The organism is Sphingomonas sp. (assembly GCF_035758555.1).
In the GTDB taxonomy this organism is placed as follows: domain Bacteria; phylum Pseudomonadota; class Alphaproteobacteria; order Sphingomonadales; family Sphingomonadaceae; genus Sphingomonas_B.
The window spans coordinates 1-15,633 of record NZ_DASTXI010000013.1; the positions used below are offsets into that span (position 1 = coordinate 1).

Sequence of the window (15,633 nt, forward strand, 5' to 3'; positions counted from 1 at the left end):
ACTGGGCGGTCATCACCTCAACCCGTGAAACGCATGTGCCGAGCAACAGGCAAATGCAAAAAATCAGTCCCAGCAGGCCAATGCCGAGACATCCCTTCCGGCCCACCCGAGGAGGGTCGTTAGTCGAAACGGTATCCATAGCTCCAGCCGTAACGCCGCTGCCGAAAGTCCGCTACGGGTCGTTAGCGGACGTCCCGTATCCGCCGCTGGACACGGCCGAGCAACTCGGGTCCAGTCGCGGCGATGCCCCTCGCCTCGTTCGCGCTCGTCATCCTGGCGGCGATCTGTCATGCGACCTGGAACCTGCTCGCCAAGCGCGCGGCGGACGCGGGGATCGCGTTCGTCTTTGCATATAACCTGGTCGCGTGCCTGGCCTATGCGCCCTGGGCGCTGTGGCTGATCGCGAGCGGGGCGCTGAGCCCAAGTGCGCTGGTGATTGGCTGCCTGATCGCGAGCGCGCTGATCCACCTCGCCTACAGCCTGGCGCTGCAGCGCGGATACCAGCTTGCCGACCTGTCGGTGGTGTATCCGGTGGCGCGGGGGACCGGGCCGATGCTGTCGGCGGTCGGCGCGTTCCTGCTCCTGGGCGAGCATGTCACCTGGTTCCGCATCGCCGGGCTGGTCGCGGTGGTGATGGGGATCGCGCTGATCGCGACCGATGGACGGCTGGGCGCCTTCCAGCGGCCGGCGGCCCGCGACGGCGTGCGCTGGGGCGGCGCTACGGGCGGGCTGATCGCCGGCTATACGCTGGTCGATGCTTACGGCGTGAAGGCGCTGCTGATCCCGCCGGTGGTGCTCGACTGGATCTCCAACACGCTGCGCTTTTTCCTGCTGCTGCCGGCGGTGCTGCGCGACCGTGCCGGCGCGGCGGCGGCGATGCGCGGGCGGTGGCCGCTGGCGGTCGGCGTCGGGCTGCTCTCCCCGCTCGGCTATATCCTGGTGCTGGGGGCGCTGAGCCTGGGCGCGCCGGTCAGCATCGTCGCGCCGGCGCGCGAGATGTCGATGATGATCGGCGCGCTGTTCGGCATGCTGATCCTGGGCGAGCGCGTCGGCGCGCCACGCCTCGCCGGCTGCGCGGTGCTGCTGGGCGGGGTGCTGCTGCTGGGGAGCAGCTAAAGGCGGCGAACTCGCTTCTCGACTTCGCTCGAAGCGAACGGAACAGAAAAAGGGGCCGGCGGTGCGTGCCGCCGGCCCCTCGATCAATACCGAAATCGGATGCTCAGCCGACGGCTTCGGCGGTTTTTTCGGGGCGCGTGTCGCGGCGTTCGGCGATGCGGGCCGACTTGCCGGTGCGGCCGCGCAGATAATAGAGCTTGGCGCGGCGGACGACGCCCTTGCGGACGACGTCGATCGAATCGATGTTCGGCGAATAGAGCGGGAAGACGCGCTCGACGCCCTCGCCGAAGCTGATCTTGCGGACGGTGAAGCTGGAGCCCATGCCCTTGTTGGCGCGGGCGATGCAGACGCCTTCATAGGCCTGGACGCGGGTTCGGTCGCCTTCGACGACCTTGACGCCGACGCGCAGCGTATCGCCGGGGCGGAATTCGGGAATCTTCTTCGATTCGTTGAACTTGGCGATCTGCTCGGCCTCGAGCTGCTGGATCAGGTTCATTGGTCTTCGTCCCTCAATCGTCGCCGCGCGCCAGAGGGCGGATCGACCCGAGCGCTCCTGTAGCGCTCCCAAAGGTCCGGCCGCCTTAGCCGTGTATCGCTCTCCGCCTGATGCTTCCGCCAGGCGGCGATCTTCGCATGATCCCCCGATCGCAGCACTTCGGGGATCGTGCGCCCTTCCCAGTCGACTGGTCGGGTATAATGCGGATATTCGAGCAGCCCGCTTTCAAAGCTCTCCTCGATCCCGCTGGAAGCGGCGCCCATTACGCCGGGGAGCAGCCGAATGCAAGCATCGAGCAGCACCAGCGCACCGACTTCGCCGCCGGAGAGGATGTAATCGCCGATCGAGACCGGTTCCACGTCCCGCCCCTCGAAGATGCGCTCGTCGAACCCCTCGAACCGGCCGCAGAGGATGGTGACGCCGGGGCCGGCCGCCAGCGCCCGCACGCGGGTCTGTGTGAGGGGCGTGCCGCGCGGGCTCATCGCCAGCACGGGCGCATCGGGCTGGCGCGCACGGGCGTGGTCGATGGCGGCGGCGAGCACGTCGGGCTTCAGCACCATGCCGGCGCCGCCGCCCGCCGGCGTGTCGTCGACGGTTCTATGCTTGTCAGCGGCGAAGTCCCGGATGTGGACGGTCGAGAGCGACCACACGCGCTCCGCCAGCGCCCGCCCGGCAAGGCTGACGCCGAGCGGGCCGGGAAACATCTCCGGATAGAGGGTCAGGACGGTGGCGGCGAAGGTCACTTGGTCCAGTTCTCGACACTGAGACCCGGAATATCGGCAAAATCGGCCTCATTGTCCGTCACCACCGCGAGACCAAGCGCCAAGGCGTGTGCGGCAATGAGCCGGTCGAAACTCGCCCGCTTGAACCGAAGGCCGGAATAGGTTGTGGCGGCAGCCATGTCGAAGGGCAGAACCGGAACCTCCTCGATAAACACCTGCAGGCGATCCAACGGCGGAGGCTTTCCGCGCGCGGAACCATAGATAACTTCGGCATACACAATCGCGGAGGTGACCAAATCGTCTTCCAGGCAGGCCGCCATCCTGTCATGCAGCAGACGACCGCCCACACCCAAGGAGGCGGCAATCACGACATTGGAATCGAGCAGAAACCTCACTCAGCGGAGCCGTATTTGGCCATCCACTCCGGATCCTCCCACAGAAGAGGACGATGTTCGAACACCCGATCTTCCGGCTTGATCGGCTGGAGGCCGCTTCCGGCAGCGCAGCCCCAGACCTTGTCGATGTTGAACTTGCGCTTCGGGCGGTCCGCAGGAGCGACAATGAGGTTTCCGTCTTCCTCCCGGACCTTCATTTCCATGCCTTCCTTGATCCCCAGCGCCTTGGGCAGCCTGAGGGCAATCGAGTTGCCCGACTTGAATGTCTTGGCGGTATATTCAACGCCCATAGCGACGCTCCGTATCTACGTGACGTATATACACCAGCCTGCCGCGCCCACAAGGAACTTCCGTCCGGCTCGCGCCTTCGCGCTTTCATGCCAGCCATGCTCGATTGCCTGATCGTCGGCGGGGGGCCCGCGGGCCTGACGGCCGCCATGTATCTCGCGCGCTTTCACCTTTCGATCCGCGTGGTGGATGCGGGAGACGGGCGGGCGGCGTCGATTCCGTGCACGCGCAACCATGCCGGGTTTCCGGACGGGATCGGCGGCACGGAGCTGCTCGCGCGAATGACGGCGCAGGCGCAGAAATATGGGGCGGCGATCGACACGGGACGGGTGACGCGGCTGGCGGCGATCGACGGCGGGTTCGAGGCGGAATGGGGATGCGGCCCGGTCGAGGCACGCACGGTGCTGCTGGCAACCGGCGTCACCAACCGGCGGCCGCCGATGGACGAGGCGCTGCACGACGAGGCGCTGGCGCGCGGGCTGATCCGCTATTGCCCGATCTGCGACGGCTATGAAGTGACCGACAAGCGCGTGGGCGTGATCGGCGACGACAGCCACGGCGTCGCCGAAGCCGTGTTCCTGCGCGGCTATACCGCCGACGTGACCCTGGTTGCGCCCGACACGAAGCAGCGCAAGCTGGACGCGCAGGACTGGGACCGGCTGGAGGAATTCGGGATCGCGGCGGCGGACGGACCGGTCGCCGACGTGCGGTTGGAGGACGGTGCGATCGTGCTGGTCACCGCGGCGGGGGAGCGCCGGTTCGACAGCGTCTATCCGGCGCTGGGATCGGACATCCATTCCGGGCTGGCGCGGATGCTCGGAGTCGATCTCGCGCCCGACGGCTGCATCAAGGTGGATGCCCATCAGCGCGCCTCGATCGCGGGCGTCTACGCGGCCGGGGACGTGGTGAAGGGCCTCGACCAGATCAGCCACGCAATGGGCGAAGGCGGAGTCGCGGCGACCACGATCCGGAACGATCTGGCGCGCGCGCGGCCGCTGCTGAGGTAATCCGTTCGTGTCGAGCGAAACGCGCGCTTCTCGACCTCGCTCGAAGCGAACGGAGTTGGGTGCTTTCGATCAAAATGCCGGCACGACCAGGCCAGCTGGAGCTGCTGGAGAGACGTCAGCGGTCGTGAATCACCCCCAGCGGTAACACCTCTCCACCACGCACCTTCGGTGTGCGGTCCCCCTCCCCTTACAGGGGAGGATTTGGTCAGTGCGTGCCGTTGAGGACGGCCATTTCGCGTGTCTTCGCCAGCACGCGGCGGGCGGTCTCGATGGGGGCGGCGAAGGACGTGCCGGTGCCGAACACGTGCTGGCCGTCGGCGGAGATGGTCGGCACGTCGACGCCCCTGCGCCAGACATAGAGATAGTCGTCCGCGTCCGGGCGGTTGCTGCCGGTCCAGGGCTGGCCGTCCGCGTCGGTCGCGCCGACCAGCACAGCGCGCGGGAAGCCGGCGCGCGCCATCGCGGTGTTGTCGGGATGGTCGCGGCCATCGTTTCCGGCCGCCATCACGACGATGATGCCCTTGGCGGCGGCGCGGCGAACGGCGTCGGTGATCGCCGGATCGTTGGCGAGCGCCAGCGACAGGTTGATCGCGTCGACGCCCAGGCTCGCGGCCTTGTCGATCGCAGCGGCGATCGGGCGGGCGGAGGCCTGGCACGGCGGCGAACGGTCGGGCGGACAGCCGGCTTCATCGTCGATGCGGAGCGAGACGATATCCACTTCGCCATGCGCTTCGCGGTTCAGGATGGTGGCAACCATCGTGCCGTGATCGTAGCGCGGCTGATACAAAGGGCGGTGGCCGGCCATGTCGTATTCGCCGACCAGCACGTTCGCGAGCTGCGGCGTGCGGGAGACGCCGCTGTCGACGATCGCCACGAGCGGCCGGGCCGAGGCGGAAACCGAGGCCAGCAGGCCGAACAGGAACAACAACAAACGCAAGGCTGATCGGCCCCCCGACCGAATGGAACGCCACGAATCCCCCGCGGATTCGCCTCGACACTATGAATCCGGCAGTTAGTTGGCGGAAGTGAAAATCACGCTAATCGCGACGAACCGCACGCCGCAGGAGCAGGGCGAATGGACGATATCGAAACGATCATGCGAACCGCGCCGGTGATCCCGGTGCTGGTGCTGGACGACCCCGCTCAGGCGGTCGAGATCGGCACCGCGCTGGTGAAAGGCGGACTGCCGGTGCTGGAAGTGACGCTGCGCACGCCGCGCGCGCTGGAGGTGCTGACGGCGATGACGGCGATCGACGGCGCGATCGTCGGCGCGGGCACGGTGCTCGACGACGCGCAGCTTGACCATGCGCTGGACGCCGGCGCGCGCTTCATCGTCAGCCCGGGCCTCACCGACCGGCTCGCGCGGGCGGCGGCGGCGCGGCGGGCGTGCTTCCTGCCGGGCGTGGCCAATGCATCCGACATCATGCGCGGGCTGGACCTGGGACTGAACCGGTTCAAATTCTTCCCCGCCGAAGCGAGCGGCGGGCTGAGAGCGCTGCGGTCGCTGGCCGGACCGTTCGGCGATGTGCGCTTCTGCCCGACCGGGGGGATCGCGCTGGCAACGGCCCCGGAATGGCTGGCGGAGGAAGCAGTGCTGTGCGTCGGCGGGAGCTGGCTGGTGAAGCCGGGAATGAGCGCGGGCGAGATCGAGGCTGCGGCGCGCGCGGCGTCTGCACTGCGCTGCTAGAAATTCTCGCTACGACGCTAAAACATTCCATTCTGGAAAATCCACACCGGCCAGGCGGCGACCGCCATCAGCGCGCCGAGCGGCAGGCGCGTGGTCGCGCTGACCGCCTCGCCGCGAAGACGCGCGACAAGCACGGCGCCGAGGCCGATCAGGCCGGCCAGAACCAGCACCGTCGGCAGCGCTGCCCAGCCGAGCCAGGCGCCGATCGCGCCGAGCAATTTCGGGTCCCCTCCCCCCAGTCCTTCGCGTTCGCGTAGCGCCTTATACAGCGCGCCGGTCAGCCACAGGCCGGCAAAGCCGAGGACAAGGCCGATCAGTCGGTCGTTCGGAAATGGCGGCAGGCCTGCGGCGCCGAGCGCGATGCCGGTCAGCGCGAGCAGGAAAGTCAGCCGGTCGGGCAGCCAGAAATGCTCGACGTCGAGCACGCCCAGCAACAGCAGCATCCAGCCGAACAGCGCGCCTGCCATGCCGGCCGGACCCGGCGCGACCGCCAGCGACACGGCGCCGATCAGTGCGGCGGCAACCTCGATCATCAGGTGGCGGCGATCGATCGCGCCGCCGCAGGTGCCGCAACGGCCGCGCCGGATCAGGAAGCCGGCGATCGGGATCAGATTGACGGGCCCAAGCGTGCGCTTGCAATGGTCGCAGACCGAGCGCCCGCGCGTCACCTGTCGCCCCGCCGGCCAGCGGATCGCGGCGGTCGCGAGGAAGCTGCCCACGATCGCGCCTAGAATGAAGCCCGGCACGGCCCATATAGCCATCATGCAAGACCCGTAAGCGCTCGTCCCGAGCGAAGTCGAGAGGCGTATCACAAACGCTGGAGCTGCGCCCCTCGACTTCGCTCGGGACGAGCGACTAGGGAGCTTGAGACTCACGTCATTCGCACAGAGGTTCTCAATGACCGCCGATCCGATCGTCATCCTGTCCTATGCCCGCACGCCGATGGGCTCGTTCCAGGGGAGCCTGGCGGGCGCCTCGGCGACCGATCTGGGCGCGACGGCGGTGAGGGCGGCGGTGGAGCGCGCCGGCGTCGACGGTGAGGATGTCGAGCGCATCTATATGGGCTGCGTGCTCCCCGCCGGGCTGGGCCAGGCGCCGGCGCGGCAGGCGGCGCTGAAGGCGGGGCTGCCTCGCTCGGTCGAGGCGACGACGGTCAACAAGATGTGCGGATCGGGCATGCAGGCGGCGATCATGGGCGCGGAAGCGCTCGCGGCCGGCTCGGTCGACATGCTGGTCGTGGGCGGCATGGAGAGCATGACCAATGCGCCGTATCTGCTGCAAAAGCATCGCGGCGGCGCACGGATCGGCCATGACCGGATCATCGATTCGATGTTCCTCGACGGGCTTGAGGACGCCTATGAGCCGGGCCGCGCGATGGGCAGCTTTGCCGAAGAGACCGCGGGCGAATATCAGTTCACCCGCGCCGATCAGGACGATTACGCGATAGCCTCCCTGACCCGCGCACAGGCGGCGCAGGCGAGCGGCGGCTTCGATCGCGAGATCGTGGCGGTGGAAGTGAAGGGCCGCAAGGGCGTCGAGGTGGTCGACAAGGACGAGCAGCCGCTGAAGGGCGACGCTTCCAAAATCCCGTCGCTGAAGCCCGCCTTCGCCAAGGACGGCACGATCACCGCCGCCAATGCCTCGTCGATCTCCGACGGCGCGGCGGCGCTGGTGATGACGCGGGAGAGCGTCGCCGCCGCGAAGGGACTGAAGCCGGTCGCGCGGCTGGTCGCGACGGCCGCGCACGCGCACGAGCCGGCCAAGTTCACCACGGCCCCGGTCAATGCCGTCCAGAAAGTGCTCGCCAAGGCCGGCTGGTCGGCAGACGATGTCGATCTGTTCGAGGTCAACGAAGCCTTTGCCTGCGTCGCGATGATCGCGATGCGGGATCTGGGCATCGATCACGAGAAAGTGAACGTGAACGGCGGCGCGACCGCGCTCGGCCACCCGATCGGCGCGTCGGGCGCGCGAATCATGGCGACGCTGATCGCGGCGCTGGAGAATCGCGGGCTGAAGCGCGGCGTCGCGTCGCTCTGCATCGGCGGCGGCGAAGCGACCGCCGTCGCGGTCGAACTGGTCGACTGATATGTCGGCGGCGCAAAGCGCATTCTCCTCCTCCGTTCGTTTCGAGCGAAGCCGAGAAACGAGGACGCCGGAGCTCGGGCTTCTCAACTTCGTTCGAAGCGAACGGGGCATTTGCTAGATGGCCGGCGCGGAGACGCTGAGCGGGGCGCTGCCGCCCGAAGTGGAACAGCTGGCGATCCGGCTGCTGACGATCGCCTGCGATCGGGAGCTGACGCTTGCGACGGCGGAGAGCTGCACCGGCGGGCTGATCGCGTCGCTGCTGACCGACGTGGACGGCATGGGCCACGCCTTCGAGCGCGGCTTCGTCGTCTATACGGACGAGGCCAAGGCCGGGATGCTGGGAATCCCGCGCGCGCTGATCGACGCGCACGGTGCGGTCAGCCGCGAGGTCGCGGTGGCGATGGCCGAAGGCGCGCTGTCGCACAGCCGGGCGGACGCGGCGGTCTCGGTCACGGGCTTTGCCGGCCCGGCCGGTCCTGACGACGAGCCCGGCCTGGTCCATTTCGGCTGCGCCCGCCGCGGCCGCCCCGCCTTCCATCGCGAAGAGCATTTCGGCGACATCGGCCGCGGCAAGGTGCGCGAACAGGCGACCCGCGTGGCGCTGGAAATGATGCTGGAGGCGATCGGGTAGAGCGGATTACGTCGCTCGTTCCAAGCGGAGCGCGCAGCGCGTAGTCGAGGGGCGCAGGGCCCGGAGTAGCGCCCCTCGACTTCGCTCGGGACGAGCGAGCCTATATGGCCAGCCGGCCGAATCAGTCCTCCACGTCTTCGCCCGGCGCGACGCCCCACAGGTGGGTCGCCTCGATCCAGCCGCGGCGGCCGTTGACGTCGAAATCGCACCAATTGTCGCGGCATTTGCGGAGGCGGCCGACCACGCCCGGCTCGGCGCGCCAGACGATCGGGGCGGCTTGGTCGGGCCGGGCGCGCATTGGGCTGACGCCGCCCTTCACCATGCCGGTGCGTTCGTCCGACAGCATGTTGGACTGCATCCAGCCCTGAGCGCCGTCCGGGTCCTGGATCTTGCGCCAGGAGGGATAGGTGGCGATCACTCTCACAGGAAGGTCTCGGCGCTGGTAGAGCCAGATCGCGGGGAAATTGCGCCCCGGACCGGTGCGGATGCGCGCCTTGCTCGGCACGATCGAGGCCCAATAGGGCGGCGTCTTTTCCTGGGCGGCGACCTGCGAGTCGACGATCAGCGCCAGCACGGCGGCGACGAGAGGCTTCAGCATTCGCTTCTGTTGCCTCAGCCGGACTCCCGCATCAAGCGCGCTTGACGGCGCTCCGCCCGCCTGACTAGCTCGACACCATGCCGCAGATCGCGCGTCCCAGGGTGGTCGTCACCCGCAAGCTTCCCGACAGCGTGGAGGCGCGGATGCGCGAGCTGTTCGACGTGCAGCTGAACGCGGACGACCGCTGCATGGGCCGCGACGCGCTCGCGGCCGCAATCGCCGATGCCGACGTGCTGGTGCCGACGCTGACCGATGCGATCGATGCCGAGCTGATCGAGAGGGCCGGCGCGCGGCTGAAGCTGATCGCGAATTTCGGCAACGGCGTCGACCATATCGACCTGGCCGCGGCACGGGCGCGGCGGATCATCGTCACCAACACGCCCGGCGTATTGACCGACGATGCCGCCGACATGGCGATGGCGCTGATCCTGGCGGTGCCGCGGCGGCTGTCCGAAGGCGAGCGGCGGGTGCGGTCGGGCGCGTGGCGCGGCTGGGGACCGACGGCGATGCTGGGCCGCCGGGTGTCCGGCAAGGCGCTCGGCATCCTCGGCATGGGGCGGATCGGTCAGGCGATCGCGATGCGCGCGCGCGGCTTCGGGATGAAAATCCACTACCACAACCGCAAGCGGCTGCCGGACGTGGTCGAGCGCGCGGTCGATGCGACCTGGCACGCCGAACTGGACGAGATGCTGACCGAGATCGACCTGCTGTCGATCAACTGCCCGCACAATGCCTCCACCCATCACCTGATCGATGCCGGGCGGCTGGAGCTGCTGGGGCGCGGCGGCTATCTGATCAATATCTCGCGCGGGCAGATCGTCGACGAGCCGGCGCTGATCGATGCGCTGGAGATGGGCACCATCGCGGGCGCGGGACTCGATGTGTTCGAGCATGAGCCGGCGGTCGACCCGCGGTTGCTGGCGCGCGACAATGTGGTGCTGCTGCCGCACATGGCGTCCGCCACGATCGAGGCCCGCCACGCGACCGGCGAGAAAGTCATCGCCAACATCCGCATGTGGGCCGACGGCCACCGCCCGCCGGACCAGGTGCTGGAGGGGTGGGCGTGAGGATCGGACCGCGCCCGGTCTGAGCAGCCTAAAGGACGCAGATTACTTATGGCGTGGCTTTCCAGCGTCCGAGCGCTTTGATCGCCAGGAGCCATTGCCGTTACGGCTCCGCTCTTTGCCTTTATTCGGACCGGTCTTCACCCTCGGCACTTTCCCCCTCCCGCCGAAAGTTGAGAACAGGCCCACGCTCAATCCCCCGTCAGGATCCGGTCCACCAGCTGCTTGACGGTCGGCACGAAGCCGTTCGAATAGAACGGGTCGCGCTTGAAGTTGTATGCGTTGTGGCCCGCGAACATCAGGTTCTGCTCGACGGGCGCGCCGTGGGCGATGTCCTGCAGCGTCTTCTGGATGCAGAAGCTGCGCGGGTCGGCGAGCCGGCCGGTCGAGTTGGTTTCGTTGTCCGCCCAGGACGAAAAGCCGCACTGGCTGAGGCAGCCCATGCAGTCGGCCTGGTCCTTGCGGATGATGTGCTTTTCTTCCGGCGTCACGAAGACGAGCGTGTTGTCCGGCGTCTTCAACGCCTCGGTGAAGCCGAGGCCGAACCATTCGCGCGCACGCATCAGATCGCCGCGCGTGACCCAGAAATTCCTGCCCTTCACGCCGACATCGAGCTGGTGGGTGTGATCGCCCGCCATCTCGCCCGAGAACGGCACCTGGCGCTCCGAACGCGCGACCAGGTTGCGCAGGAACGGGTTCAGCACCGCCGAGGAATAGAAGCCGGTCGGCGAGAAACGGTGCAGCAGCACGTCGCCCTCGTCGAGGGTCATCAGCGCCTGCTTCCAGCCCTCCGGGATCGGGCTTTCCCTGGTCAGCAGAGGACGGGTGCCGAATTGAAAGGCGATCTGGCCGAGCTCCGGATTGTCGATCCAGTGGTTCCAGTCGCGCAAGTACCAGACGCCGCCGGCCATCACGATCGGCACGTCGTCCGAAATGCCGCCTTCGCGCATCGTCTCGCGCAGCGCCTTGACGCGCGGATAGGGATCTTCGGGCGCCAGCGGATCCTCGGCATTCGACAGGCCGTTATGGCCGCCGGCAAGCCATGGGTCCTCGTAGACGACCGCCGCGAGCCAGTCCGCAGCCTTGTGATAGGCGCGCTTCCACAGTGCCCGGAAAGCACGTGCCGAGCTGATGATCGGCAGATAATTGACGCCGTAGGACGCAGCGATCTCGCTCAATTTATAGGGCATGCCCGCGCCGCAGGTAACGCCGGCCACCAAGCCGCGCGTCCGCTCCAGCACGCCGTGCAGCACGCGCTGCGCGCCGCCCATTTCCCACAGCACGTTGATGTTGATCGCGCCCTTGCCGCCGGCCAGCTCGAACGCGCGGCGGACCTGCTCCACCGCACCGTCGATCGCATACTGGATCAGCTCCTCATGGCGCTCGCGCCGGGTGCGGCTCTCATAAACCTGGGGCACGATCCGGCCGGTCGGATCATAGCTGTCGGCGTTGACGGCCGACACGGTGCCGATGCCGCCTGCCGCCGCCCAGGCGCCGGAGCTGGCGTGATTGGTCGCGGACACGCCCTTGCCGCCCTCGATCAACGGCCAGACCTCGCGTCCGGCATAGATGATCGGCTTCAGGCCCTTGAAACTCATCGTCGCTGCGTTCATCGGCCGGCCTATAGCAGGGGTTTTTCGCTCCGCACAAAGAAACTTGGTTCACGCGAAAAACGCGTCCGGGCCCTGCGCGCTCCCGCCGATTTTGCCCGCCGTGGGAACCCGGAACTTTGCCGCAGGTTAACAGTCGATCAGGCCACGACGAAATTGGGCTCGCCGGGTTCCCTCCCCCTTACCCGGCGAGCTCCTTTTGTGTGCGCTCCGCCAGCACGGCGTCGAGCAGGCGGTCGATCGCGCCGGCGGCTTCCGGCTCGTCGAGCGTGGGCGCGTGGCCGACGTTCGGGACCGTGACGGCCTGGGCGCGCGGCAGGGTCGCGGTCATTCGCGACACCGTTGCCGGCGACAGCACGTCGGACAGCTCCCCGCGCAGGATCAGCGCGGGCACATCCTTCAGCGGAGCCAGCAGCGGCCAGAGGTCGGGCGCGGGCTCGTCGACCGCGTTGCGCATCGGCTCCGATATGCGCGGATCATAGTCGATGACGATGCGGCCGTTGTTGGCGAGACGATAGAGCCGCTTCGCCATCCGCAGCCAGTCCTCGATGCCATAGTCCGGGTAGACGTGGCGCTGGTTGGCGGCGAGGCTGCGCGCAGCGTGCAGCCAGGTCGGCCAATTGCCGCTGCGCCCGACATAGGAGCGGATGCGGGCGATGCCGGCGGGCTCGACCTCCGGCCCGACATCGTTGAATACGACGCCCCTGATCCGCTTCGCATCGGTCGCAGCCAGCAGCATCGTCACCAGACCGCCGAGGGACGTGCCGACCGGCACGATCGCGTCGAGAGCAAGCTCGCCGAGCAGCGCCTGCACGTCCTGCGCATAGGTGAGCGGCGTGTAGCTGCCGGGGTCCTTGCTGTAGTCGCTTTGCCCGCGGCCGCGGAAATCGACCACGACCACGCGCCACGCCGGCGCCAGCCGCTCCGCCAGGCCGGCGAAGTCGCGGACGTTGCGGGTCAGCCCCGCCAGGCACAAGACGACGGGGCGTCCGTCGCCGCCGCCCGCATAGTCGCGATAGTGCAGCCGCAGCCCGTCATTCGTCCAAAATCCGTCCGTGAACTCGGCCACGCTTGTCCCCTGAATGCAGCGGCCACATATCACGGCATGGCCTCTCCCCCGCAACCCATCCTCGAAATCGCCGACTTCATCGCCGATCCGGTCGAGGCGGCCGACTTCCCGAAGACGATCCTGCGCTTCCGCAACGATCGGGCCGCGGCGGAGATCGGACTGGAGGGACTCGGCGACGAGGACTGGGTGCGGCATTTCGGGCGCTTCGAACCGCTGCCCGGGAACCTGCCGCAGCCGCTGGCGCTGCGCTATCACGGCCATCAGTTCCGCGTGTACAATCCCGAGATCGGCGACGGGCGCGGATTCCTGTTCGCGCAGCTGCAGGATCGTGCCGGGCGCTGGCTGGACCTGGGCACCAAGGGATCGGGGCAGACGCCGTACAGCCGGTTCGGCGACGGGCGGCTGACGCTGAAAGGCGGCGTGCGCGAAATCCTCGCGACCGAGATGCTTCAAGCACTTGGCGTCGATACTTCGCGCACATTCTCGCTGATCGAGACGGGCGAGGAATTGCAGCGCGGCGACGAACCCTCCCCCACCCGCTCCTCCGTGCTGGTGCGGCTGAGCCACGGCCATATCCGGATCGGCAGCTTCCAGCGGCTCGCCTATCTGCGCAGCGACGAAGAGCTGAAGCGGCTGACCGACTATAGCTTGCGCACCTATTTCGGCTCTGCGTCGGCCGATCCGATCGAGCTGCTGCGCCATGTCGTGGAGGGCACGGCACGGCTGGCGGGGAGCTACATGGCGGCGGGGTTCGTGCACGGGGTGCTCAATTCCGACAACATCAACATCACGGCCGAGAGTTTCGATTACGGCCCATGGCGGTTCGCGCCGACCTTCGATCCCGCCTTTACCGCCGCCTATTTCGACCATGCCGGGCTTTACAGCTTCGGACGGCAGGCCGAGGCGATCCAGTGGGACGTGGTGCAGCTGGCCGGGAGTCTCCGCGTGATCGCCGAGGTCGACGCAATGATCGCCGAGCTGGACCGGTTTCCTGCGCTGTACCGGGAAGCATTGATCGAGCGGTTCCTGTGGCGGCTGGGCGTGCAGCCGCGCGGCGAGGCGGAGGACATCGCGCTGGTGCAGGCGATCGAGCAGGGGCTGGTCGGCAGCGGCGCGGGCATCGATCGCTTCTTCTTCGACTGGGCGGGGGGCGATCGGCGCGGCGACAGCCCGGCCGATTATGGAGCCGAGGCATTCGCAGCGTTCCGCGAGCGCATCGCCCCCTATCGGCCCAGTCGGGCGTTCGACCATCCTTATTGGAGCGCGGAGCCATGTTCGATGCACATCGAGGAAGTCGAGGCGATCTGGGCGCGGATCGCGGACGCGGACGACTGGTCCGCGCTGCACGCGAAGATCGATCGCGTGCGGGCAATGGGAGCGGCACTCGCATGAAGCCGCCCCTGCATGCGACGACGCCTCAGAGCGTGCGCCGACGGGTCGAGGCGATGGAGGCGCTGCTGGAGCGGCTGGTGACGATCCCCGGCACCAACCGGCAGATGGGGCTCGACGTGATCCTGGACGTGGTGCCGGGCGTCGGCAGCGTCGCCGCGGGTGCGCTCGGCGCCTGGATGCTCTGGGAAGCGCGCAATCTGGGCATGTCAAAGTGGCAGATGACGCGGATGGCCGGCAATGTCGGCATCGACACGCTGCTGGGCGCGATCCCCTGGGTGGGCGCCATCCCGGACTTCTTCTTCCGCTCGAACACGCGCAACCTGCGGATCATCAAGCGGCATCTCGATCGGCACCACCCGGCGACGGTCACGCTGGAGAGGTAGCAGCCCTCCCCTTTGTGGGGAGGGATTTCAGAAGCAGCGCGCGCTCAGCACCTTGCCGTGCGGCGTCAGCTCCAGGTTCAGCCGGTCCGAGCGCATGTCCTGCGTGATCGGGTCGCCGGTGTGGAAGACCCGGACGGTTGCCGCCCCGCTCGCTTCCTGCGCCCGTGCCTTCAGCGCCTCGTCATATTGCTGGCCGACCAGCGGCCCGAGCTCCGACGCGTCGCAGCCCTCCATTGCCGGCGGCTGCGCGAGCTTGGGATGGGAGGTGCCCGTCTTTTCGGCAAAGCTGGGGCCAAAGGCCAGCGCGGCGAGGAGAATGAGCTTCATCATAGGCTTTGAAAATCCAGTCCGATATCGGCGGCCGGCGCCGACTGGGTGATCCGCCCGACCGAGATATAGTCGACACCCGTCTCGGCAATGGCGCGGATCGTCTCCAGCCGCACGCCGCCGGAAGCTTCGGTCGGCACCCGGTGGCCGACCAGAGTCACGGCGCCGCGGAGCGTCGGCGGGTCCATATTGTCGAGCAGCAGCCGGGTCGCGCCGGCGGCAAGCGCGGGCTCGATCTGGTCGACGCGGTCGACCTCGACGATGATCTCGGCGATGCCCGCGTCCTTAGCGCGCCGGACCGCTTCTCCGATGCCGCCGGCGACCGCGATGTGATTGTCCTTGATCATCGCCGCGTCCCACAGCCCCATGCGGTGGTTGGTCGCGCCGCCCATCCGGGTCGCGTATTTCTCGAGCAGGCGCAGGCCGGGAATGGTCTTGCGGGTATCGAGCAGGGTAGCGCCGGTGCCGGCGATCGTATCGACATAGCGCCGGGTTAGCGTTGCGATTCCAGACAGATGCTGAACGGTGTTGAGAGCGGATCGCTCGGCCGTCAGCATCGCCCGGCCAGCGCCGCGCAGCCGCATCAGGTCGGTCCCGGCACGCACCTGCTGCCCATCCTCGACCAGCATCTCGATCTCGACCTCGGAATCGAGTGCGCGGAAGAAGGCGGCGGCGATACCCAGCCCGGCGACGGTGATCGCGTCGCGGCTGTCCATCACGCCTTCGAACCGCGCATCGGCCGGGATCACCGCTTCGGACGTGA

The 15,633-nt window shown here is 68.0% G+C and carries 19 protein-coding genes; 8 read left to right on the top strand and 11 right to left on the bottom strand.

The window, feature by feature from the left end; genetic code table 11:
• The first annotated feature begins 243 nt into the window (after positions 1–243).
• Positions 244–1,116, top strand: coding sequence for a DMT family transporter (locus VFT73_RS00680; RefSeq protein ID WP_326408178.1), 873 nt, complete (start codon positions 244–246; stop codon positions 1,114–1,116).
• A 103-nt stretch (positions 1,117–1,219) separates the two neighbouring features.
• On the opposite strand, the gene rplS is transcribed toward VFT73_RS00680, so the two are convergent.
• Genes rplS through VFT73_RS00700 form a run of 4 tightly spaced genes read right to left on the bottom strand, consistent with a single transcriptional unit; the run spans position 1,220 to position 3,019 of the window.
• Entirely contained in the window at positions 1,220–1,612 is a 393-nt protein-coding gene (gene rplS, locus VFT73_RS00685) for a 50S ribosomal protein L19 (protein WP_326408179.1), read from the bottom strand.
• Complete coding sequence (gene trmD / locus VFT73_RS00690; protein WP_326408181.1) at positions 1,609–2,355, bottom strand: tRNA (guanosine(37)-N1)-methyltransferase TrmD; 747 nt, start codon at positions 2,353–2,355, stop codon at positions 1,609–1,611. The genes rplS and trmD overlap by 4 nt, the downstream gene beginning before the upstream one ends.
• Positions 2,352–2,729, bottom strand: coding sequence for a type II toxin-antitoxin system VapC family toxin (locus VFT73_RS00695; protein WP_326408182.1), 378 nt, complete (start codon positions 2,727–2,729; stop codon positions 2,352–2,354). Before VFT73_RS00695 ends, trmD begins: the two co-directional genes overlap by 4 nt.
• Positions 2,726–3,019, bottom strand: a complete 294-nt coding sequence (locus VFT73_RS00700; protein ID WP_326408183.1) for an AbrB/MazE/SpoVT family DNA-binding domain-containing protein — start codon at positions 3,017–3,019, stop codon at positions 2,726–2,728. Before VFT73_RS00700 ends, VFT73_RS00695 begins: the two co-directional genes overlap by 4 nt.
• Before the next feature lie 87 nt (positions 3,020–3,106).
• Between VFT73_RS00700 and VFT73_RS00705 the strand changes: the two genes are divergently transcribed.
• Positions 3,107–4,024, top strand: a complete 918-nt coding sequence (locus tag VFT73_RS00705; protein WP_326408184.1) for an NAD(P)/FAD-dependent oxidoreductase — start codon at positions 3,107–3,109, stop codon at positions 4,022–4,024.
• Between the two features lie 205 nt (positions 4,025–4,229).
• On the opposite strand, the gene VFT73_RS00710 is transcribed toward VFT73_RS00705, so the two are convergent.
• Entirely contained in the window at positions 4,230–4,961 is a 732-nt protein-coding gene (locus tag VFT73_RS00710; protein ID WP_326408185.1) for a S8 family peptidase, read from the bottom strand.
• A gap of 138 nt (positions 4,962–5,099) precedes the next feature.
• Between VFT73_RS00710 and eda the strand changes: the two genes are divergently transcribed.
• On the top strand, positions 5,100–5,711 hold the full coding sequence (gene eda / locus VFT73_RS00715; RefSeq protein WP_326408186.1) for a bifunctional 4-hydroxy-2-oxoglutarate aldolase/2-dehydro-3-deoxy-phosphogluconate aldolase: 612 nt from the start codon (positions 5,100–5,102) through the stop codon (positions 5,709–5,711).
• A 17-nt stretch (positions 5,712–5,728) separates the two neighbouring features.
• Here the strand turns inward: eda and VFT73_RS00720 are convergent, their stop codons facing one another.
• The gene (locus VFT73_RS00720; protein ID WP_326408187.1) at positions 5,729–6,472 is read right to left on the bottom strand and encodes an A24 family peptidase; all 744 of its coding nucleotides are present in this window, start codon (positions 6,470–6,472) and stop codon (positions 5,729–5,731) included.
• A 136-nt stretch (positions 6,473–6,608) separates the two neighbouring features.
• On the opposite strand from VFT73_RS00720, the gene VFT73_RS00725 reads away from it, so the two are divergent.
• Positions 6,609–7,796: an acetyl-CoA C-acyltransferase gene (locus VFT73_RS00725; protein ID WP_326408189.1), complete on the top strand. Its 1,188-nt coding sequence runs from the start codon at positions 6,609–6,611 to the stop codon at positions 7,794–7,796.
• Positions 7,797–7,914: 118 nt separating this feature from the next.
• Positions 7,915–8,427 (top strand): CinA family protein, encoded by a 513-nt coding sequence (locus VFT73_RS00730; protein ID WP_326408191.1) that lies wholly within the window; start codon positions 7,915–7,917, stop codon positions 8,425–8,427.
• A 121-nt stretch (positions 8,428–8,548) separates the two neighbouring features.
• On the opposite strand, the gene VFT73_RS00735 is transcribed toward VFT73_RS00730, so the two are convergent.
• Entirely contained in the window at positions 8,549–9,025 is a 477-nt protein-coding gene (locus tag VFT73_RS00735) for an SH3 domain-containing protein (protein WP_326408192.1), read from the bottom strand.
• A 77-nt stretch (positions 9,026–9,102) separates the two neighbouring features.
• On the opposite strand from VFT73_RS00735, the gene VFT73_RS00740 reads away from it, so the two are divergent.
• Positions 9,103–10,092, top strand: coding sequence for a D-glycerate dehydrogenase (locus tag VFT73_RS00740; protein ID WP_326408193.1), 990 nt, complete (start codon positions 9,103–9,105; stop codon positions 10,090–10,092).
• 188 nt (positions 10,093–10,280) lie between these two features.
• Here VFT73_RS00740 and VFT73_RS00745 read toward each other — a convergent pair whose 3' ends face one another.
• Entirely contained in the window at positions 10,281–11,687 is a 1,407-nt protein-coding gene (locus VFT73_RS00745; protein WP_326408194.1) for a nitronate monooxygenase, read from the bottom strand.
• Positions 11,688–11,880: 193 nt separating this feature from the next.
• Positions 11,881–12,768: an alpha/beta hydrolase gene (locus tag VFT73_RS00750; protein WP_326408195.1), complete on the bottom strand. Its 888-nt coding sequence runs from the start codon at positions 12,766–12,768 to the stop codon at positions 11,881–11,883.
• A gap of 36 nt (positions 12,769–12,804) precedes the next feature.
• Between VFT73_RS00750 and VFT73_RS00755 the strand changes: the two genes are divergently transcribed.
• Together VFT73_RS00755 and VFT73_RS00760 are read left to right on the top strand one after the other, a co-directional pair.
• Entirely contained in the window at positions 12,805–14,160 is a 1,356-nt protein-coding gene (locus VFT73_RS00755; RefSeq protein WP_326408196.1) for a protein adenylyltransferase SelO family protein, read from the top strand.
• Positions 14,157–14,543 (top strand): DUF4112 domain-containing protein, encoded by a 387-nt coding sequence (locus VFT73_RS00760; RefSeq protein WP_326408197.1) that lies wholly within the window; start codon positions 14,157–14,159, stop codon positions 14,541–14,543. The genes VFT73_RS00755 and VFT73_RS00760 overlap by 4 nt, the downstream gene beginning before the upstream one ends.
• 27 nt (positions 14,544–14,570) lie before the next feature.
• Here the strand turns inward: VFT73_RS00760 and VFT73_RS00765 are convergent, their stop codons facing one another.
• Together VFT73_RS00765 and nadC are read right to left on the bottom strand one after the other, a co-directional pair.
• On the bottom strand, positions 14,571–14,870 hold the full coding sequence (locus VFT73_RS00765) for an I78 family peptidase inhibitor (protein ID WP_326408198.1): 300 nt from the start codon (positions 14,868–14,870) through the stop codon (positions 14,571–14,573).
• The coding region (gene nadC / locus VFT73_RS00770; RefSeq protein WP_326408199.1) for a carboxylating nicotinate-nucleotide diphosphorylase at positions 14,870–15,633 on the bottom strand (764 nt) is incomplete at its 5' end. The genes VFT73_RS00765 and nadC, both read right to left, overlap by 1 nt.

What these genes read in the sequence shown, in the direction of transcription:
- VFT73_RS00725 (WP_326408189.1), top strand. Translation starts at nt 6,609, where the DNA reads ATGACCGCCGATCCGATCGTCATCCTGTCCTATGCCCGCACGCCGATG.
- VFT73_RS00705 (WP_326408184.1), top strand. Translation starts at nt 3,107, where the DNA reads ATGCCAGCCATGCTCGATTGCCTGATCGTCGGCGGGGGGCCCGCGGGC.
- VFT73_RS00740 (WP_326408193.1), top strand. Translation starts at nt 9,103, where the DNA reads ATGCCGCAGATCGCGCGTCCCAGGGTGGTCGTCACCCGCAAGCTTCCC.
- rplS (WP_326408179.1), bottom strand. Translation starts at nt 1,612, where the DNA reads ATGAACCTGATCCAGCAGCTCGAGGCCGAGCAGATCGCCAAGTTCAAC.
- VFT73_RS00755 (WP_326408196.1), top strand. Translation starts at nt 12,805, where the DNA reads ATGGCCTCTCCCCCGCAACCCATCCTCGAAATCGCCGACTTCATCGCC.
- VFT73_RS00700 (WP_326408183.1), bottom strand. Translation starts at nt 3,019, where the DNA reads ATGGGCGTTGAATATACCGCCAAGACATTCAAGTCGGGCAACTCGATT.
- VFT73_RS00730 (WP_326408191.1), top strand. Translation starts at nt 7,915, where the DNA reads ATGGCCGGCGCGGAGACGCTGAGCGGGGCGCTGCCGCCCGAAGTGGAA.
- VFT73_RS00680 (WP_326408178.1), top strand. Translation starts at nt 244, where the DNA reads ATGCCCCTCGCCTCGTTCGCGCTCGTCATCCTGGCGGCGATCTGTCAT.
- VFT73_RS00720 (WP_326408187.1), bottom strand. Translation starts at nt 6,472, where the DNA reads ATGGCTATATGGGCCGTGCCGGGCTTCATTCTAGGCGCGATCGTGGGC.
- VFT73_RS00760 (WP_326408197.1), top strand. Translation starts at nt 14,157, where the DNA reads ATGAAGCCGCCCCTGCATGCGACGACGCCTCAGAGCGTGCGCCGACGG.
- VFT73_RS00735 (WP_326408192.1), bottom strand. Translation starts at nt 9,025, where the DNA reads ATGCTGAAGCCTCTCGTCGCCGCCGTGCTGGCGCTGATCGTCGACTCG.
- eda (WP_326408186.1), top strand. Translation starts at nt 5,100, where the DNA reads ATGGACGATATCGAAACGATCATGCGAACCGCGCCGGTGATCCCGGTG.
- VFT73_RS00765 (WP_326408198.1), bottom strand. Translation starts at nt 14,870, where the DNA reads ATGAAGCTCATTCTCCTCGCCGCGCTGGCCTTTGGCCCCAGCTTTGCC.
- VFT73_RS00745 (WP_326408194.1), bottom strand. Translation starts at nt 11,687, where the DNA reads ATGAGTTTCAAGGGCCTGAAGCCGATCATCTATGCCGGACGCGAGGTC.